General features: G+C 69.5%; 12 protein-coding genes and 1 pseudogene. 8 read left to right on the plus strand and 5 right to left on the minus strand.

The window, feature by feature from the left end; translation table 11 throughout:
- Positions 1-18: 18 nt before the first annotated feature.
- Positions 19-444 carry a hypothetical protein gene (locus tag DJ021_RS16570; RefSeq protein WP_133255045.1) on the minus strand — a complete coding sequence of 142 codons (426 nt, stop codon included), beginning with the start codon at positions 442-444 and terminating at the stop codon, positions 19-21.
- A 303-nt stretch (positions 445-747) separates the two neighbouring features.
- Between DJ021_RS16570 and DJ021_RS16575 the strand changes: the two genes are divergently transcribed.
- Positions 748-1,998 carry a helix-turn-helix domain-containing protein gene (locus DJ021_RS16575; RefSeq protein ID WP_133255046.1) on the plus strand — a complete coding sequence of 417 codons (1,251 nt, stop codon included), beginning with the start codon at positions 748-750 and terminating at the stop codon, positions 1,996-1,998.
- A gap of 15 nt (positions 1,999-2,013) precedes the next feature.
- Here DJ021_RS16575 and DJ021_RS16580 read toward each other — a convergent pair whose 3' ends face one another.
- The gene (locus DJ021_RS16580; RefSeq protein WP_111458593.1) at positions 2,014-4,785 is read right to left on the minus strand and encodes a glycosyltransferase; all 2,772 of its coding nucleotides are present in this window, start codon (positions 4,783-4,785) and stop codon (positions 2,014-2,016) included.
- Between the two features lie 300 nt (positions 4,786-5,085).
- On the opposite strand from DJ021_RS16580, the gene DJ021_RS16585 reads away from it, so the two are divergent.
- On the plus strand, positions 5,086-5,904 hold the full coding sequence (locus DJ021_RS16585) for a hypothetical protein (protein WP_111458594.1): 819 nt from the start codon (positions 5,086-5,088) through the stop codon (positions 5,902-5,904).
- An 80-nt stretch (positions 5,905-5,984) separates the two neighbouring features.
- On the opposite strand, the gene DJ021_RS19005 is transcribed toward DJ021_RS16585, so the two are convergent.
- The 3 genes and pseudogenes from DJ021_RS19005 to DJ021_RS16610 form a co-directional block, all read right to left on the minus strand.
- The gene (locus DJ021_RS19005; protein ID WP_207801902.1) at positions 5,985-6,320 is read right to left on the minus strand and encodes a hypothetical protein; all 336 of its coding nucleotides are present in this window, start codon (positions 6,318-6,320) and stop codon (positions 5,985-5,987) included.
- Positions 6,321-9,701: 3,381 nt separating this feature from the next.
- Positions 9,702-10,196 (minus strand): annotated as a pseudogene (locus DJ021_RS19330) (DUF4347 domain-containing protein); the annotation flags it as partial.
- Positions 10,197-10,319: 123 nt separating this feature from the next.
- Positions 10,320-10,694 carry a hypothetical protein gene (locus tag DJ021_RS16610; RefSeq protein WP_133255047.1) on the minus strand — a complete coding sequence of 125 codons (375 nt, stop codon included), beginning with the start codon at positions 10,692-10,694 and terminating at the stop codon, positions 10,320-10,322.
- A gap of 441 nt (positions 10,695-11,135) precedes the next feature.
- Between DJ021_RS16610 and DJ021_RS16615 the strand changes: the two genes are divergently transcribed.
- From DJ021_RS16615 to DJ021_RS16640, 6 genes are all read left to right on the plus strand, one after another.
- Entirely contained in the window at positions 11,136-13,352 is a 2,217-nt protein-coding gene (locus tag DJ021_RS16615; protein ID WP_207801867.1) for a peptidase domain-containing ABC transporter, read from the plus strand.
- Complete coding sequence (locus DJ021_RS16620; protein ID WP_111458597.1) at positions 13,312-14,679, plus strand: HlyD family type I secretion periplasmic adaptor subunit; 1,368 nt, start codon at positions 13,312-13,314, stop codon at positions 14,677-14,679. Before DJ021_RS16615 ends, DJ021_RS16620 begins: the two co-directional genes overlap by 41 nt.
- Before the next feature lie 11 nt (positions 14,680-14,690).
- Complete coding sequence (locus DJ021_RS16625; protein WP_111458598.1) at positions 14,691-16,319, plus strand: tetratricopeptide repeat protein; 1,629 nt, start codon at positions 14,691-14,693, stop codon at positions 16,317-16,319.
- 227 nt (positions 16,320-16,546) lie between these two features.
- Complete coding sequence (locus tag DJ021_RS16630) at positions 16,547-17,188, plus strand: isochorismatase family protein (protein ID WP_111458599.1); 642 nt, start codon at positions 16,547-16,549, stop codon at positions 17,186-17,188.
- A 76-nt stretch (positions 17,189-17,264) separates the two neighbouring features.
- Positions 17,265-18,122 (plus strand): pirin family protein, encoded by an 858-nt coding sequence (locus DJ021_RS16635; RefSeq protein ID WP_111458600.1) that lies wholly within the window; start codon positions 17,265-17,267, stop codon positions 18,120-18,122.
- Positions 18,123-18,155: 33 nt separating this feature from the next.
- On the plus strand, positions 18,156-19,082 hold the full coding sequence (locus tag DJ021_RS16640; RefSeq protein ID WP_111458601.1) for a LysR substrate-binding domain-containing protein: 927 nt from the start codon (positions 18,156-18,158) through the stop codon (positions 19,080-19,082).
- Positions 19,083-19,090: the final 8 nt, after the last annotated feature.

Below are 19,090 nucleotides of genomic sequence, written 5' to 3' on the forward strand. Positions count from 1 at the left end.
GACGGGCGGCTTCAACAACTATCGGCAGATCTGGACCTGGCGATATTGGACGTCGCCGTAGCCATCCTCATAGGCCTGGTTTTGCCAGCCGCACCGCTGTTGTGAGTAGGCAGGCGCGTAGGCGTAGGGTTGCGAGTAGCCGTACGACTGGCTGTAGCCCTGCGACTGTGACCCGGAGAGCGCCGAGCCTAGCAGCAGGCCGGCGAGGCCCGCCACCACGACGGCGCCGCTGTCGTCACGGTAGGTGTCGCGGCCGTAGCCGCTGCGGCCGCGATCGTAGCCACGGCCATAGTCAGTGCGGCCCTGGCCGCGATCATAGCTGCGCTCTTGCGAATCGCGGCCATTCCAACCGCCTGCCCGGCCATGGCCGTACGATTGCGCGGAAGCGACGACGGGGCTGACGACGACCGCGAGGCTCGCAACGGCCAGCAAAATCTTCTTCACAACCATTCTCCTTCACGGGCGCCAGCAATGTCCGGCGGACAGGCTGGAGGGCCGATTGCGAGGGCCAGGGGACCTGGCCGCTCGTCATGCAGGAGGTTGCGCTATCGCCGATGAACGGGGTCGGGGCGGCGCGTTGGCGGCCATTCATTAGCGCAAGACCGGGGCGACAAACGCCGTCCGAGGGCTCCGCGCGGCGAGCGATTTCAACGAACAAGGTTCGAACGGCCGACGCAAAAAAAATGCGCGCAAAGGGAACGGTCTCCGGAAACCTCTGATTTGGCGGCGTCGGACGGGGAATGGTCCATGGCCGCACGAGCTCAGGTGAACGCGCCAGCCCTTATGCAGGCGGCGAGCGGATTCAGGCGCAGCCTGCATAGCGCCGCTCTACGGCTGCCGCGCGACCCCGCCTGCGCGGAACTCATATCTGCGGTGATGCGCGCGGGGCGTCATGCGACCCGGCAGGGTTGGCGTGTTCACGAGCACGGCGCGGTGTTCGAGACCGGCGATGCGGCGCCGGACAGACGAATCCTTCTGGCGGCCGACGGGGCGCAGGACAGCGGTCACGATCTCGAGGAAATGGACGCCCTCACGCTCGACGCCCTGCTGGTCGTGCTCGACCTGCTGGCTCGCTCGCCCGACGGCGCGGTGGTCAACGCGCGCACGGTCCTCGAGGCGAAAAACTACCGGCGCTGCGGCCGCGAGCGCCAGGCCTTCGAACGCAAGATCCTGGAGCACCTGCGCCGGTTGGCGCGCTTGAATCTGGAACTGGCGGGCGGGGTTCAGCCATTCTTCGACTTCGCGCCGCGCAACGTCGCGCGCACCGACTTCATCGTCCGGCCCGGAACCGCCCTGGCGACCGGCCTGGCGCTGGAAACGACGACGGAACTGCCACGCTCGGTGCTGCACATAGACCATCGCCGAAACCGGCGCGCCGAGCCGCTCGCCAAGAAGCTCGCTGTGCTCTTCGCCCTGTCGGGCCCAATCCCCAACGCCTCGATCGCCGCCCTGCTCGTCCGCGTGGGCGAACCGATCGGCGCAGGCGGGGAGCCGCGACAGGGCCGGGTCGTGCTGCGCTTCGACGCCGCCATCGCCCTTCTGGTGACGCTCGGTCAGTTGGAGATCCGCAACGCCCCCGCGATCACGCGACGCAAGGGCTGGATCCAGCGCTGGCTCTCAAGCCAGGTGGCGATAGAGCCCTCGGGCGCGGCCTTCGCGGCAAGCGGCGGCGCGCGCCATCCGACCCTGCTCAACGGCGAGACCCTGCACTCTCCACGTCCGACGATCGCTCCTGAATGGGCGCCGTTCGAGCCGTCCCGCGGACGTGGCCGCCCGCGGTTCACACCGAGCGAACAGCAGCGGCAGCTGGTCGAGACGATGTATGGGCGTGGCCGCACGCGAGAGACTATCGCCGACACCATCGGGGTCAGCTTGCCGACCCTGCGCCGCTACTTCGCCGCCGAGCTCGCCCGATCGCCCTCGGAGCCCTTGCGGTTGAGCTGTGACGAGCACCCGGTCATCAGGCGGCGTGGAAACAGCTTCAGCTCCGATGACTGAGGGGCCCTCCATCGATCATCGCGCCTCGAGATTGAGCCGGGCGGAGACCGCGAAGCCAACGCGGTCCTGCACCACCAAGGGCGGTAAGCAGGCGTAGGCCTTCAGGGTCGGATAGAGCGCGTTCGCCGCCGTATCGATGCCCTCGTCCCAGTAGTCCATGCCCTGGACGAAATGGATGCCGCGATGGCGCAGGGGAAGACATTCCCCCAACAGCGCGCGGGCTCCCTTGGGCGAGATGGAATAGCCGACCATGCCGAAGGCGTTGACCAGCCGCACCAGCCTCGGCTCGCCCGCCGCGGCCTGGAAGGTTTCGTGATCGCTCAGGTCCGAGCCGAAGAACTCGATCGCCGCCTTCGATGTCCCGTAGTCGACCCACAGCCGCAGGCGATCGACGAGGTAGCCCCACAGAACCAGGTCCCAGTCGTCGGGCAGCTCACGCATCAGGGCCGCGGAGCGCTCGTCGAACCCCAGGTCTACAGAGACATCATCCTCGAAGACGGTGAGCGGGCGCTCGGCCTCCACCGCCTTGCGCCAGAGAGCGATGTGGGACAGCGCGCAACCAAGCGTTCCGGCAGAATAGGTGCAGTCGGGCCGGATGAGTCCTGAACTGACCAGCTCGTCGCGATCCAGGAGCGCGCCCTCGACCGCCGGGAACCGCTGGACGCGCGCGAGGTGGTCATTGCGGGCCATGAAGCTGGTCCATCGGTCGCGGCTGCGATCGAGGTTGATGACGTGCATCTCGGGCCCCGGCTTCGCGCCGGCCGTCGGTTTGGCGCACTCGGACAGGCGCGCTTTGTCGCGCCCGGGCGCGGACGCGACCTCATCGCGCTGCGGATCGAACCGGAGCGTCCGGGGATTCAGGCTCGGGAAGATCAGTTCGGCCTGGAACTTCGGGAGCTCGTACTGCGGAAAGCACCGCGAACTGCTGCGGTTGTGCAGGTAGTGGAGCGCCACGCCCGTTCGGTCGTAGACGCCGTCGATGCGAAACCTCTCCCGCGCCTGGCGCGCGAACTGCCCGTCCTCGTCGAAGTCGACATCCGGATAGGGCGCGGCTTCCCAGACCGCCTTGCGGAATGCGTAGGAGAACCCAAAGCCGAGTTCGTTGTCGGCGAAGCCGCCGTTGTTGGTCCCATCCAGGGACACCAGCGTCGCGCCGCCGGCGTCGCATCGGTAGTGCGGGCCCTGCTTCCGCTGAAGGTCCCAATAGCCGAAGAAGTCCGAGCGCTCGTCGTAGAGGAACCAGCCGCGCAGATTGACCAGGTCCGCGCGCTGGTCGTTCAGCGCGGCCAGCATCCGGCTCACATAGGAGGGGGCATAGAAGTCGTCGTCGTCGAACTGGACGATGTATTCGCCGCGCGCGCGGTCGATCAGCCGGTTGCGCTTCTCCCCGACGGTGAGGCGCCCCTCCGTATGCTGATAGCTGACGTTCGGCGCTTCGGCTTGCCGCAAGGCGGGGTGCGGTTCGGAGCTGTCGTCGAGGATCAGCCACTCCACGTCGGAATAGTCCTGGCTCCCGAAATAGCCCATCGCGGCCTGGAGGAACTCCGGCCGGCCGCCGGTCGGGGTGATGATGCTGACCAGGCCGGAAGAGCTCCTGCGGACCGCAGGCGCGGGCAGCGCCGGCGCAAACGCCGGTGAGGCGATCTCCGGCCCCCGCACCGCCAGTTCCAGCCGCGTGGCCGGCCGCTCGGCCAGCCGGGTGACAGAGAAGCGCGCGTTGCTGGCGATCCGATCCCGATCGCCCGGCGGCAGGTCCGGTCTGGCCAGGATGGCCAGGGAGGCGTCGAGCGCCTCCTGGTGGTGTTCCGCCCAATAGGCGTTGACGGAGAACTCGTCGCGCAGCCCGTAGTCGTAGATCCAGGTCTCGACAAAGAGGTCGCCAGGCGAAGCCGACAGCTGCAGACCGGGCTTCCCGATCTCGTAGCCTTCGGCGTTGCGGCCTTCGAGACGGCACAGGCGGCAGGCGCCATGCAGCGCCTCTGCCCGCCACGGGCAGACCTCCGCCGCCCGGCGATAGAGCGCCAGCACCTCATCCTTGTCGGCCCCCAGCTCGTCCTTGAGCTGCGCCGCGCGATAGAGGCTGATGTAGATCTCCTGGTCCCAGAAGCCGAGCTCCGCCCGCTTCAGGTAGTATTCGACGGCCTTCGAGCGTTCGCCAAAGTCCTTATAGCTCTGCGCCAGGTAGAAGGTGTAACGGGCCCGGAGAAAATCGCTCGGCTCGGTCGCGAGCGCGCGCTCCAGCACCGCCGCATCGCGCTGGTAGGTGGTGGGGTCCCGCCGGCGGGCGCCGTCGTGGTTGCGCCGCATCACGACGCCGTCCAGGTGACCGGGCGGGGCCGACCCTTCGCAGGTCAGGAACTCGTGGAGCACGCCTTCGTAGCGCCACGGCAGCCGGTTGGCGACGAGCTGCATCCGCTGGTAGGTGATCCCGCCGTCGGCGATGTCGACCATCAAGGCGTCGGCGTCGAGCTCCGGCAGCTCGAAGCCCGCCTTCAGCTCGAGTGCGTCGTCGGCGTCGATGATCAACGAGTAGGCGGCGTGGGGCCGCGCCAGCGCCAGCGCCTCGGACCGGTTGAACGCAAAGTCCCGCCAGGGCCGCTCATGCAACTCACCGGGCAGCCCCGCCAGGTGAGCGCGGATGATGTCCTGCGTCCCGTCCGTAGAGCCCGTGTCGACGATCACCCAGTAGTCTATGATCGGCCGCACGGAATCGAGACAACGGCGTATGACCGGCGCCTCGTTCTTGACGATCATGCAAAGACAAACGGTCCGTCCTTCGGCGTTCATTGGTCGTCCAGGCTCGTGATCTGTGGGGCGACATCGAGACCCGAATAAACTCGCGGCAAGATGAGTTCATGCGGGCGGCCTACAACTCGTCGAAGCGCGTGACCGATCCGAACCCATCTGCGAAAACAGATGCCGATGCGGAACTTCCTGAACACTGCAAAGCTTTCTGTGTTCTCTCGCGCGCCTCGACGTGATCCCGGCCGCCTGACGCGGCGCGCCATGTTCGCAACACTTGGCGCGAGCCTGGCGGGGTCGTTGATCAGCATGGCGCGGTCACCCACCGCAGGAGGCGAGCGATCGATGTCAAACTTTTCGCCGCCCATCGAGCCTGGCGTGACCTTGCTCTCCGCGCCGATCGAGCTTGCCGGCGACTGGGGCAAGATGGCGCCTGACACTGCAATCACGGTGCTCGACCGGATGCGACGGGCCTGCCTGCAGGACGCGCGGCTCGTCTCGGACCGCCAGCCGACCCGCATCCGCGTCGACGAACACGACTCTGGAGTTCCGGCTGTCTGGCTCCACCCGGACGGGAGCGCGGTGGCCTGGATCATCGTCGACATCGGCGAGCGCGCCTGGGCGCAGCTCGCCTACCAGTTCGGCCACGAGCTCGGCCACGTGACGGCGAACAGCTGGGTTGCGCACGCCAAGCCAAAGGGCCCGAGCCAGTGGCTGGAGGAGGCATTGGTCGAAGCCTTCTCGCTGCGCGGCCTGGCCCGGCTGGCGAAGGACTGGTCGGCGTCGCCGCCCTTCCCCGGCGACCAGGCCTATGGCCAGGCGATCGCCGACTACCAGGCCAACATCGTGTCCGACTACCGGCGGCTGGCGGCCGAGCAGGGCATGACCAAGGGCCGCCCCGCGACCTGGTTCCGCCGCCACAGGGCCGAGATCGAGGCCGGAGGCGGCCTGAACGCCTTCGCGCGCGCGGCCTCGGTGGAGATCCTGGCGGCCTACGAGCGCATCCCCGGGGCCGTCGAGGCGCTGGGCGCCCTGAACCGCTGGCCGGGTCGGACGGAGCTGCCGCTCCCCGAGTACCTGAGGCAGTGGGAGGAAAGCTGCAAGGAGCTGGGCGCCTCGCCCGACCTGCCGGCGTTTCTCCGAACGGGGCTGAAGCCCGGTTGACGCGAGGGCGCGCCTGAGCCGCTGACGACGGCGAGCGAGCGGCCCGGACTTTCCAGCCCGGGCCGCTCCTCTTGGCCCTATTACGTCCCGCCGCCCTGCGGATGGTCAGGGCCGCTCGAACGACTGAGAAGCCCCTGGACCTGCTTCGCGGCGTCGAGGCCGGTGGCGATCCCGCCGCCCGCAGTCTGCTGCTTGAGCAGCTGCTGCGGCGAAGCGGCATTGGTCCCGATCGCACCCGCCCCCACCACGGCCTGTGGCGAGACGATGCCGGTCGTTTTCCCATCGCTGGGGAAGGCGAACAGCGTCTTCAGGGCGCCGACGACCAGGCCTGCTCCTCCCGTTGGCGTTGGCGACTGTGCGTTTCCGCCCGTGGTGAACCCATGGGTGTCCACGCGGCCGACGAGGCTCTGCAGCACCGAAGTGGTCTGGGTCGTGCTGCTCGCCGTCACCGCCGAGTTCTGATTGCCCCGGTTGTTGTCGTCGTCGCCGGGACCCGTCGGACCTCTGGGACCCGTCGGACCTGTCGGCCCGCGCGGTCCAGTGGCTCCTGTCGTGCCGGTCGGGCCCCGAGGTCCAGTCGCGCCGGTTCCGCCCGTGGAGCCCGTCGGACCCGTGCGGCCGGTCGAGCCGGTTCCGCCGGTGGGGCCTGTCGGTCCCGTGTGGCCGGTCGAACCTGTCCCGCCCGTGGAGCCTGTCGGTCCAGTGCGGCCGGTCGAGCCCGTCCCGCCGGTGGGGCCTGTCGGTCCCGTGCGGCCGGTCGAACCCGTCCCGCCCGTGGAGCCCGTCGGACCCGTGCGGCCGGTCGAACCCGTGCCGCCCGTGGAGCCCGTCGGACCCGTGCGGCCGGTCGAGCCGGTTCCGCCGGTGGGGCCTGTCGGTCCCGTGTGGCCGGTCGAACCTGTCCCGCCCGTGGAGCCTGTCGGACCCGTGCGGCCGGTCGAGCCCGTCCCGCCGGTGGGGCCTGTCGGTCCCGTGCGGCCGGTCGAACCCGTCCCGCCCGTGGAGCCTGTCGGACCCGTGCGGCCGGTCGAACCCGTCCCGCCCGTGGAGCCCGTCGGACCCGTGTGGCCGGTCGAACCTGTCCCGCCCGTGGAGCCTGTCGGTCCAGTGCGGCCGGTCGAGCCCGTCCCGCCGGTGGGGCCTGTCGGTCCCGTGTGGCCGGTCGAGCCTGTCCCGCCCGTGGAGCCCGTCGGACCCGTGCCGCCGGTGGAGCCTGTGGGACCCGTCCGGCCGGTCGAACCCGTCCCACCGGTGGAGCCCGTCGGGCCTGTGCCACCGGTCGAACCCGTGCCGCCTGTGGTACCTGTAGGCCCGGTCCCGCCCGTTCCCCCTGTCGAACCAGTGGGGCCCGTTCGGCCGGTCGAGCCGGTTCCGCCCGTCGTCCCGGTTGGGCCGGTGGAGCCGGTGGTTCCGGTCGGACCCGTAGGCCCTGTGCCCCCCGTCGCACCAGTTCCGCCCGTTCCGGTTGGGCCGGTGGAGCCCGTGGAGCCCGTGGAGCCCGTGGAGCCCGTGCCGCCCGTAGGCCCGGTGCCGCCTGTGCCACCGGTCGAACCGGTGGTTCCCGTCGCGCCGGTTCCGCCCGTCGGTCCGGTTGGGCCCGTGGATCCGGTCGAGCCAGTGGATCCGGTCGAGCCTGTCGGCCCTGTGCCCCCGGTGCCGCCGGCGCCCGTTGGGCCCGTGGAACCGGTGGAGCCCGTGCCGCCCGTAGGCCCGGTGCCGCCTGTGCCACCGGTCGAACCGGTGGTTCCCGTCGCGCCGGTTCCGCCCGTCGGTCCGGTTGGGCCCGTGGATCCGGTCGAGCCGGTGGAGCCCGTTGTCCCGGTCGGTCCCGTGCCGCCAGGGTCGCCCGTCGAGCCTGTACCACCGGTCGCGCCCGTCGTGCCCGTGGTCCCGGTCGGTCCTGTGCCGCCCGTTGCGCCCGTTCCGCCAGTCGGTCCCGTGGATCCGGTCGAGCCGGTGGTTCCCGTGGAGCCGGTGGTCCCGGTCGGCCCTGTGGTTCCCGTCGGGCCGGTCGCGCCTGTCGGGCCTGTGCCGCCCGTCGGTCCGGTTTCGCCCGTGGTTCCCGTCGGCCCGGTGGTCCCTGTCGGTCCCGTGCCGCCTGTCTCACCCGTTGGTCCGGTGGTCCCCGTCGGGCCCGTGGTTCCAGTCGGGCCGGTGCCGCCGGTTTCGCCCGTTGGGCCTGTGCCGCCCGTCGCGCCAGTGGGTCCGGTTTCGCCCGTGGTACCGGTTGGCCCGGTGGTCCCTGTCGGTCCCGTGCCGCCGGTTCCGCCCGTTGGGCCAGTGCCGCCCGTCGCGCCGGTGGGTCCGGTTTCGCCCGTGGTGCCGGTTGGCCCGGTGGTCCCTGTCGGTCCCGTGCTGCCGGTTCCGCCCGTTGGGCCCGTCGTCCCCGTTGGTCCGGTGGGACCGGTTTCCCCCGTGGTCCCGGTGGGGCCGGTGGTCCCCGTCGGGCCTGTGCCGCCAGTCTCACCCGTTGGGCCGGTCGTCCCCGTCGGGCCCGTGGTTCCCGTCGGCCCGGTTGTCCCGGTCGGTCCTGTGCCGCCCGTCTCACCCGTCGGGCCGGTGGTTCCTGTCGGCCCCGTCGTCCCGGTCGGTCCCGTGCCGCCGGTTTCGCCCGTCGGTCCCGTGGTCCCGGTCGGCCCGGTGGTCCCGGTCGGGCCGGTGCCGCCAGTTCCGCCCGTTGGGCCCGTGGTCCCGGTTGGTCCGGTGGGACCGGTTTCCCCCGTGGTCCCGGTCGGCCCGGTGGTCCCGGTCGGGCCGGTGCCGCCAGTCTCACCCGTTGGTCCGGTGGTTCCCGTCGGCCCCGTGGTTCCAGTCGGGCCGGTGCCGCCGGTTTCGCCCGTTGGGCCTGTGCCGCCCGTCGCGCCGGTGGGTCCGGTTTCGCCCGTGGTGCCGGTTGGCCCGGTGGTCCCTGTCGGTCCCGTGCCGCCGGTTCCGCCCGTTGGGCCCGTGGTCCCGGTTGGTCCGGTGGGACCGGTTTCCCCCGTCGTCCCGGTCGGGCCGGTGGTCCCGGTCGGGCCTGTGCCGCCAGTCTCACCCGTTGGGCCGGTGGGCCCCGTCGGGCCCGTGGTCCCGGTGGGGCCTGTAGTCCCCGTCGGACCCGTGGTCCCCGTCGGGCCCGTGCCACCCGTCGCCCCCGTCGGCCCTGTGCCACCCGTGGCGCCTGTCGGCCCTGTGCCACCCGTCGCGCCCGTCGGCCCTGTGCCGCCCGTGCCGCCCGTCGGCCCCGTGCCACCGGTCGCACCCGTCGGTCCTGTACCGCCCGTGCCGCCCGTCGGCCCGGTTCCGCCCGTTGGGCCAGTCGGCCCCGTGGTCCCCGTCGGCCCGGTCGATCCCGTCGGGCCGGTCGGTCCTGTGATTCCCGTGCCTCCGGTGCCGCCAGTGCCGCCCGTCCCGCCGGCGCCGGTCGGGCCCGTCGGACCGGTCGGGCCGGTGTTGCCGGCCGCCGCAGCCGCGGTCAGCTGGAAGACGCCGTCGTTGTTATCCGTGTCGGCGCCGCTGACCGTACCCGGACCCGAAGCCGGGACGGTGAAATTCCCCGCCCCAATGACACTCCAGCTAGCGTTGTTGTTGCCACCGTTCTGGACCATCGCGGTGATCGTATAGGTTCCAGCCACAGGAACATTCACGAGCATTGCGACCGAGGTCATCGGCGCCGCGGCGGCTGCCGGGAGTCCGAAGCTATATACAATAACTCCGGACGAATTCGTGATGTAATACTGCACGCCGGTCTGGCTGGTGCCATTTGCGGTAGTATCTAGCGTCCCCGTGAGCGTCACTTCAAGGCTCAGGACACCCGCGTAACTTGCCGTCCCGGCATCCGTCAGCGGCGGCGCCACACGCGCGCCGGCCGACACCGCCAGATCCCACCGCCCGCCCAGAGCCGCCGCGCCCACCGGCGCCGTCGCAGCCGAGACCTCGGCGCCCGCCGCCTCGGCGAGCGCCGCGACAAACGCCGCGCCCCCCTGCCCGGCCGCCGTCTCGCAGCTCCACAGCCGCAGGTCGCCGTCTTCCGCCAGCGCCCGTCCGATCGCCGCCAGGTTCGCCGCATCGCGCGCGAGCGCCGCCGCGGACCAGTCCCCGCCGGCGAAGCTCACCCGCCCAGGCGCGCCGTGCGCGATGACGTGCACCGCGGCCAGGTTGCGGCGGCCGGCCAGCGCCTCCGCCATCTGCGCGGCGGCTGGACGCGTCGCATCCAGCAGCACAGCTGCGACGCCCGGACGGAGCTCGGCGAGGATCGTGCGCAGATCGCTGACTGCGGGATCGATGAAGAGGATTTCGGACGGGCTGGTCATGATGCAGTTCCCCGGAGACCGGTTTGCATGGCGCAAGGCCTGGATGCGGAAAGGCCCGGCCGCGCGGCGACCGGGCGATGACGATTGGTGGAAGCGAGATCCATCGACGCGGCGGACCTCATCTCAGGCTCCGATCGCGCCCTGCGGTCGTGTCGGCGCCTCGACCTTGAAGCCGGCGGAGACGAAGTCGCCGGCCGCGTCGAACACGCCCACGTCGAGGCTGTCGGAAAGGTCCGGCACCTTCACGTTCAGCTGGAAGGCCCGGCTTATCGGCGAGGCGTTCGGCAGGGTGAGGTTGCCGACGATGGCGTTCCTCGCCTTGTCGAAGACGAAGTAGGTGACCGGTGCGGTGGTGGGCCCCTCGGGGATCGGGCCGGAGACGGTCACCTCGAGCGCCAGCAGCCTGGCATATCTCGCGACGCCCGCAGGCGTCAGCGGCGGCTCAATGAATTCGACGTCGACAGCTCTATCCACGAATAGAAAGTCGGACTTACCCATTACACCCTCGAATTCTATGATCACTGCAGCTTCCGTCGCGGCCTCGCTTCAGCCGCCGACACAAGGACAAGTTGATGTGCTTCGCCGGCACGGATGTGCCGCCGCCCGCCCCGCCTAAACGTCGCGAATACCGAAACCGCGTTTATGACCGCCCGCCGGTTGCAGAACACCTGCAACCCAATGCCAGCGTTGTGCCGACGTTATTATTCTGACGGACAAACAATCAAGGCCACTCAACGTGATACCGGCGATCGATTAAATTCAGCTTGGCTTTACAAAAGCTCAGAGTGGTCGAATATAAGATTTGATAATTCAATATGCCGAATGACTGCCAGACAGCGGCGAATTAATTTCTATTGACGCCGCTCTGTTTCTGTCGAGACCTGACGGATCGTGCGCTCCTCACAATGGAGCACCTGTCCGGGCGTCGTTTCGATGAACATGGCCACCGCCGAAGCTTCAGAGCGCAGCACTTTGCTTGAGGCGTTGGCGGTCGTAGGTCGAGAGCAGGGCCTGGACCTCACGGTCGACATCATTCGTCGCCGGTTTTCTTTGAGCGACAAGGAACTCACGACTTCGGAAGCCGTGGGACTTGCAGCTGAGCTTGGACTTCAGGCGCGGCCCCTGCGCGTCGGCTGGCGCGACTTGCCGCGACTGCGGAAGGTTCTCCCCGCGATCCTGACCCTGCGCAGCGGCGCGGCTCTCGTTCTTGAAGCCTTCGTCGAGGACCCGAACGCCGGTCAGGTGGCGGTGATCAAGGATCCCTCCTCCCACGAGGGAACGCGCGCTGTGGTCGACCAGGCGCAGCTCGAGGCGGTCTGGGACGGCGAGCTGATGCTGGTGAAGCGCGCCCACGCTCAGTCGGCGGAGGAGCAGCCGTTCGGCCTGATGTGGCTGCTGGGCCAGGTGCTGCGTGAACGCCGGATCTTCCGCGACATCGGCATCGCCTCGCTGGCGAGCACCGTCTTCGCCATAGCCCCGCCGTTCATCGCCATGATCGTGATCGATCGGGTGCTCGTGAACCAGTCGTCGGCGACCTTGTCGGTGCTGGCGCTGAGCCTGGCCCTGCTCGTCGCGTTCGACGCCGTCCTGACGTTCGCGCGCCGCGTGCTGGTGGAAGCCACCGCCACGCGGATCGACGGCCGGCTGAACCTCTACATCATGGACCGGCTGCTGCGGCTGCCCATGGACTATTTCGAGCGCACGCCGAGCGGCGAAACCATGAGCAAGCTGGCGAAGCTCTGGCAGATCCGCGGCTTTCTCACCGGCCAACTCCTCACCACCGTCCTGGACGTCATCACCCTTGTCGTGCTCGTCCCGGTGCTCATCGCCCTTCAGTGGATGTTGGCGCTGATGGTCTTCGCCTGCGCCGGCGCCATCTTCGTCATCATCTACCTCTTCCTGAAGCCGATCGGCCGTCGCTACGCCCGCGTGATCGAGGCCGAGACCGACAAGAGCGCGCACCTCTATGAGACGGTGCAGGGCATGCGGACCGTGAAGTCCCTGGCGCTGGAGGCCCGGCGGCGCCTGGAGTGGGACCGCAAGGTCGCCACCGCCGTGGGCGCCCGCCACGCGCTGGGCTCGCTGGCCAACCACGCCCAGACCTACGTCCTGCCGTTCGAGCGGATGATCTACTCCGGCTCGATCATCGTCGGCGCGGCGTTGGCCCTGGCCCACCCGGACTACATGGCGCCCGGCGTCATCCTGGGGTTCGCCATGCTCGCGGGCCGCACCGCGCAGCCGCTCGTGCAGGTCGCCAAGATGATGCAGGAGCTGGAGGAGGTGCGAGGCGCGGTCAGCGAAGTGGGTTCGGTCATGAACCTTCCGCCAGAGCAGGCGCGCGCCGGAACCGGGCTTCGCCTCCCGATCCGAGGGGAGATCTCCTTCCAGAACGTGCATTTCCGCTATGCGCCGGGCGCGCCCCTGGCGCTCGAGGCAGCGTCATTCGAGATCCGCGCCGGCACGATCTTCGGCATCATGGGGCGCAGCGGGTCCGGCAAGACGACGATCACGCGCCTGCTGCAGGGCCTGAATCCGAACTACGAAGGGATCATCAAGGTCGACGGGATGGACCTGCGCGAGATCGAGCTGCACCACCTGCGGAGCCACGTCGGCGTCGTCCAGCAGGAGAACTTCCTGTTCCGCGGCACGATCCGCGAGAACATCGGCATCGCCCGCCCGAATGCGCGCTTCGAGGAGGTCGTGCGCGCCGCGCAGCTCGCCGGCGCCGAAGAGTTCATCGAGCGCCTGCCGCGCGGCTACGACACCTTCCTGGACGAAGGCGCGACCAACCTTTCGGGAGGACAGCGTCAGCGGCTGGCGATCGCCCGCGCGCTCATCATCGACCCGCCGGTGCTGATCCTCGACGAGGCGACCAGCGCGCTCGACGCGGAGAGCGAGGCGATCATCAACGCCAACCTGCTCCGCATCGCCGAGGACCGCACAATCATCTGCGTATCGCATCGCCTGTCGATGCTGGTGCCGGCCGCCGCGATCCTCGTCATGGAGCGGGGCGCCGCTTACGACATCGGCGCCCACGAAGACCTGCTTCAGCGCTGCGATATCTACAAGCAAATGTGGCACCAACAGAACCGCCACGCCCACACCGGCGATCAACATGGTCAAGTTACTTACATCGGCGCACCGCGACCGCGCTGACCTCATCGCAGCGCCGATCAGCGCCTTCGAGTCCGAGACCCAGGCGCTGATCCAGCGGACCACGCCCTACAGCGAGCGCGCGATCCTGCACGTGCTCGCCGGCATCGTGTTGCTCGCCTTGCTGCTGATGGCGGTCATCAAGCTCGATCGGGTGGTGAGCGGCGAAGGCCGCATCCTGCCGTCGCAAGGCTCCTTGTTCATCCAGCCCCTGGACCGGGCGATCGTCACCCAGATCGTCGCGCACGCCGGGGACGTGGTGAAAAAGGGCGAGGTCCTCGCCTCCCTGGACCCCACCTTCGCGCAAGCCGATCTGAGCAACCTGGAGCAGAAGAGGGCGAGCGCCGACGCCCTGGTGAGGCGGCTCACGGCCGAGCAGACCGGACAGCCCTACGTCGCCGATCCCGCCTCCCCGTACAGCGTGCTGCAGGCCTCGATCTGGGCGGAGCGGCAGGCGCAGCACCAGCACACGATGGCGGAGTACGACGCGCGCATCCAGTCGGCGACGGCGGCGATCGACCGCAGCCGCCAGGGCGCGGCCAACTACCGGCGTCGGTCGGACATCGCCCGACAGGTCGAGCAGGCGCAGCTGGAGCTCGAGCGTCGGGGATACGGCAGCAAGCTGCGAACGCTCAGCGCCACCGACGCGCGGGTCGAGATGACCCGGATGACCTCGGAAAACGCCACCACCGCGGCCCAGGCCCAGCACGAGCTTGCGGCCGTACGCGCGCAGCGCGCCGAGTACGTTGGAAAATGGCGCTCGGACGTGGCGACCCAGCTCGTCACGGCGGAGAATGAGCTGGCGGCGACGACGCAGGGCCTGGCCAAGGCCGCCAAGGTCAGCGACCTCTCCACCCTCGTCGCACCCGCTGACGCGGTGGTCCTGAAGGTTGGCAGGGCGTCGATCGGATCGGTGATCGACCCCAGCGCCAACAACGCCGAACCGCTCTTCACCTTGACGCCGCTCAGCGGCCCTCTCGTGGCGGACATCCGCATCCGCGCGAAGGACATCGGCTTCATCCGCCCCGGCGACACCGTCCGCGTGAAGCTCGACGCCTATCGCTTCACGAGCCATGGCGTCGCCAAAGGGGTGATCAAGGGCATCAGCGCCGGTTCGTTCACGACCTCCGACGACGGCCAGGTCGTGCAGCCGTACTACCGGGCCCGCGTGGCGATCACGGACGCCCGCCTGCGCAATGTGCCGGCCAACTTCCGCCTCGTCCCCGGGCTCACCATCACCGGCGAGGTCCTGGTCGGCCGGCGGACGATCCTCGCCTACCTGTTCGACGGCGCCCTGCGGACCGGGGCGGAAGCGATGCGCGAGCCATAACGGCGGATGTGATGTTCTTCTCCGGTCTCCTGGATCGCGTTCGCCGTCGCCCGCCCATGACGCCGCACGAGCAGGCAGTGGCGGCAGACCGGCAGGGACGGCATGTGCAAGCCGCCGCAACCTGGCGTCGCCTCGCCGAGGCCGGCGACGCCGAGGCGGCGTACGCGCTTGCGCAACGCCACGAGCTTGGCCAAGGCGTGGTCCAGAACCATGTCGAGGCGGTCCGGCTCTACCGCCAGGCGGCGTGCGCAGGCGTCAATGCCGCCCAGGCGAAGCTCGGAGAGATCTACTTCTACGGCCGCGCCGCGCCGGCCACCGTCGAGTTGGCCGCGGCGCCGGGAGCCCTGAGGGACCTGTTTCCGTCCGGCGTGACCGTGCCGCGCGACTACGCCGAGGCCGCGCACTGGAGCCGGCTGGCGGCCGAAGGCGGCGACACGGCGGCTCAGGTGCGACTGGCTTTCATCTATGCGGCGGGCCTGGGCGTCGTTCAGGATCATGCGCTCGCAGAGCGCTGGTTCGAGGTGGCGGCCACGGCCGGCGATGATGGCGCGGCGTTTGGACTGGCCATGCTCTATGCCGGAGGGCAGCTCGGCGATGTGGATATCGAGCGCGCGCTGCCTTGGATGCAGGCCGCCGCGGCCTCCGGCAATAGCGGCGCTCAACTCTCGCTCGGCGTGCTGCACCTGCGCGGCGAGGGCGTCGGATCCGACGAACAGCGCTCAGCCGAGTGGATCGCGCGCGCCGCCGAAGCCGGCGAACTCGAGGCGATGTACCTTCTGGGACAGTTCCACAGGCTGGGCCTGGGCGTGCCGCCGGCCGCCTCCGAGGCCGAGACCTGGCTCAGACGCGCCGCGGTCCGCGGGCACGTCAAGGCGATGACCGCGCTCGGTGACCTGTTCGCGGCGGGCGCCTCCGCAGATCTCGCCGCCGCCGGGGCCCACTACCGCGAGGCCGCGGAGCTTGGCGACGGGCCGGCTCAGTTCGCGCTCGCCGAGCTTTACCTCCAGGGCCGCGGCGTGCCCTTCGACGTCCACGAGGCGGCCCGCTGGTTTCGTTCGGCCGCCCTGCAGGATGTCGTGCCGGCCTACGAGCGCCTGGGCGCGTTGTACGCCGACGGCCACGGGGTGGAGAAGGACATCGTCGCGGCGCGGGACTGGTTCGAGCGCGGCGCGGCGCGGGGGCATGGCCCTGCCCTTTTCGCCTTGGGCGTGATCGAGGAATATGGTCTTGCGGGGACGCAGGACGCCACGGCGGCGGAGCGCTGGTATCTGCAAGCCGCCGAAGCCGGCGTCGGCGAGGCCTGCCTGAAGCTGGGGCTCATGTACGCCGACGGGACGCTCGGCTTTGACCAGAGAGCCCTGGCCCTGGACTGGTTTCTCAAAGGCGAGCGTCTGGGAAACCTCGACGCCGCCTGCAACCTCGGCCTGCTGCAGGTGAGCGGCGCCTTGGGGCGACGCGACGTCGCCCAGGGCCTCCGGCGGCTGGAGAAGACGGCGGGCGCGGGAAGCCGAGCGGCCGTTTCCGCCCTGGCCCGGATCTTTCGAGACGGGGAATACGTCGAGCCCGACTTTCGCGCGGCCGAGCACTGGCTCCGCAACGCGCGGGAGGCCGACGTCGCTGACGGCGACGAGCAGAGATGAAGGTCAGTGAGAGCCCTCCACGGCTTCCCCGGCACTAGCGGAACTCGGCTCCATGCACGCTTGGCAAGCCCTACGACGCTCTGGGCGCGGCGGAGCCCGACCCGGGCGTAGCGCCATCCGCCGGCAGCTCCGTTCTGAAATTGGAACGCTGCGTCGCGGCGCTGCTGGATACTCCGTCGCTTTCGACCGCTGCATATGTGGCGCGTCACAAGCAACGGAGACCTCCAATGACTGTCAGCGCTCGCCACGACCCGCTCCTCAATCCCGAAAACCACGCCCTTCTGCTGATCGACCATCAGTATCTGCAGATGCTCACGACCCGTTCCCATGAAGTGGGCGACATCATCAACAATGTCGCAGCCGTCGCCGAGGGCGCGAAGATCTTCAACGTGTCCACGTTGGTGACCACCGCCTTCGCCGAAAAGCAGAATGTCGTCTCGGCGCTGGCCGACGCCACCTCCGATCAGGTTCCGATCGACCGCACCACGCTCAACTCGTGGGAAGACCCGCGGATCACCGATTGGGTAAAGGCCAAGGGCAAGCGCAAGCTGGTGATGGCCGGCCAGTGGACCGAGGTCTGCCTGGCCATGCCTGTGCTCTCGGCGCTGGCCGACGGCTATGAGGTCTACATCATCACGGACGCGTCGGGCGGCGCCACGAAAGAGGCGCACGACATGGCCGTCCAGCGGATGGTCCAGGCCGGCGCCGTGCCGATGACCACCTGGGCCTATGTGAGCGAGCTCCAGCGCGACTGGGCGCGCGAGACCGCCGGCGCGGTGTCCAACCTGTTCGCCGCGCGCGGCGGCGGCTTCGGCCAGGGCCTGCGCTGGCAGTGGCAGCTGCTCGCGCTCAAGGAAGGCTCACGCTGACCCACGTACCGGGGATCGCGGCCAGGTGTCCGCGATCCCTCGCCGCTCCACGAGCCCTCACCGCAAGGACGACCCCATGACCACCCAGCGAACCATCAAGCGCCTGCACCCCGCGCTGCGCGACGACATCGCCGACCTGCAGACCCGTCGGCCTCTGCCGAGTCGGGCCCTGCCGAACCTCGGCGCCTTCCTGTTCCTCAATCACCATGGGCCGCAGGTCTATCCGCCGCACAATGGCGGCCTGCCCTTTGGTCCCCATCCCCATCGCGGCTTCGAGACCGTGACCTTCATCCTTGAAGGCGAGCTCACCCATCGCGACACGGCGGGCCATGAGAGCGTCATCCTCGAGGGCGGCGTCCAGTGGATGACGGCCGGCAGCGGCCTCGTCCATTCCGAGATCTCCTCGTCGGAGTTCAAGCGCCAGGGCGGACCGCTGGAGCTTCTCCAGCTCTGGGTGAACCTGCCCGCACGTCTCAAGATGACGACGCCTCGCTATATCGGCGTGCAGCGCGCCGGCATCCCGTCTTTGCCCGGCGCCAACGACAAGGCGCAGGTGAACCTGATCGCCGGCCGTCACCACGACGCCGAAGGCCCGATCCCTTCGCTGACCGGGGTGTTCATGACCACGGTCACGGCGCAGGCCGGCGGCAAGGTCCGCTTCGACGGCCTCGGCGGTCGCGATGTCTTCCTCTATGTCGCCCGCGGCGCGATCGACGTGGCCGGCCGCCGGGCCGCCGCCTTCGATCTGGTGGAACTCGACGAGGGCGACGCCGTGGACATCGAGGCGACGGCCGATACGGTCCTGGTGTTCGGCCATGCCGAGCCCATCAACGAGCCGATCGTCAGCGGCGGCCCGTTCGTGATGAACACCGCAGAGGAGATCCAACAGGCCTTCTCCGATTTTCGCGCTGGCCGCCTGGGCGCCATAGTCTAACGGATCGTGGTGACGAACCGGGGGAGTGTCGGGATGGGCGACAGCGAGGCGGACGATCTCATCCTTTTCGCCAGGATCGCCCAGCATGGCGGCTTCTCCGCCGCCGGTCGCGCCCTCGACATTCCCAAGTCGCGGCTGAGCCGGCGCCTTTCAGGGCTCGAAGAGCGGCTCGGCGCTCGCCTCATCCAGCGCAACTCGCGCGGCTTCTCGCTTACCGCGATCGGCGAGCAGGTTCGCGAGAAGGCCGAAGCGATCCTGGCCGAAATCGAGGCGACCCGGGCCATGGTCGAGGGTCATCGCGCACAGCCGCAAGGAACGCTCCGCGTCAGTTGCCCCGTCACCATCTCGCAATACTGGTTCAGTCCGCAGCTTCCCGCCTTCCTCGCCCGCTATCCACAGGTCCAGGTGGTGCTGGAGACGACCAACCGCCGCGTGGACCTGATCGCCGAGCGGATCGACGTCGCGCTTCGCGTGCGTCACGCCCAGATCGAAGAACCGGACTGCGTCATACGCAAGCTGTTGGACGCCCCGGACATCCTGGTCGCCGCGCCGCAACGGCTCGAACGCCTGGCCGGCCTCGGCCCGGACAATCTCCACCTGCTGGCCGACGGACAGACGCTGGCGACCGCCAGCGACGAGCCTCACCTCTGGCGGCTGGTCGATGCGTCCGGGAACGTTCATCATCTCAGCCACCGACCGCGGCTGATCACCAACGACATGGGGGCCGTGCGGCGCGCAGCGTTGGACGGAGCAGGTGTCGCGCTGATTCCGCTGATGGCCTGCGCCGACGATCTGGCCGCCGGCCGCCTGGTCCGATTGCTGCCGGACTGGAGCGCCGGCGCCGGCGTGCTCCAGGTGGCCTATGCGTCCCGTCGCGGGGTGGCCCCGCCCGTCCGGGCGCTCATCGACTTCCTCGTCGATGCCGCAGCCGCTCGCCCCGAGACACCGGCGTCCGGCTAGGTTGGGTA

The sequence above is a fragment of the Phenylobacterium hankyongense genome (assembly GCF_003254505.1).
Lineage (GTDB): Bacteria > Pseudomonadota > Alphaproteobacteria > Caulobacterales > Caulobacteraceae > Phenylobacterium > Phenylobacterium hankyongense.

Excerpts from the sequence above, each read along its gene's own strand:
- DJ021_RS16575 (WP_133255046.1), top strand. The coding sequence starts at position 748 with ATGGCCGCACGAGCTCAGGTGAACGCGCCAGCCCTTATGCAGGCGGCG.
- DJ021_RS16580 (WP_111458593.1), bottom strand. The coding sequence starts at position 4,785 with ATGAACGCCGAAGGACGGACCGTTTGTCTTTGCATGATCGTCAAGAAC.
- DJ021_RS16585 (WP_111458594.1), top strand. The coding sequence starts at position 5,086 with ATGTCAAACTTTTCGCCGCCCATCGAGCCTGGCGTGACCTTGCTCTCC.
- DJ021_RS16610 (WP_133255047.1), bottom strand. The coding sequence starts at position 10,694 with ATGGGTAAGTCCGACTTTCTATTCGTGGATAGAGCTGTCGACGTCGAA.
- DJ021_RS16615 (WP_207801867.1), top strand. The coding sequence starts at position 11,136 with ATGGCCACCGCCGAAGCTTCAGAGCGCAGCACTTTGCTTGAGGCGTTG.
- DJ021_RS16620 (WP_111458597.1), top strand. The coding sequence starts at position 13,312 with ATGGTCAAGTTACTTACATCGGCGCACCGCGACCGCGCTGACCTCATC.
- DJ021_RS16625 (WP_111458598.1), top strand. The coding sequence starts at position 14,691 with ATGTTCTTCTCCGGTCTCCTGGATCGCGTTCGCCGTCGCCCGCCCATG.
- DJ021_RS16630 (WP_111458599.1), top strand. The coding sequence starts at position 16,547 with ATGACTGTCAGCGCTCGCCACGACCCGCTCCTCAATCCCGAAAACCAC.
- DJ021_RS16635 (WP_111458600.1), top strand. The coding sequence starts at position 17,265 with ATGACCACCCAGCGAACCATCAAGCGCCTGCACCCCGCGCTGCGCGAC.
- DJ021_RS16640 (WP_111458601.1), top strand. The coding sequence starts at position 18,156 with ATGGGCGACAGCGAGGCGGACGATCTCATCCTTTTCGCCAGGATCGCC.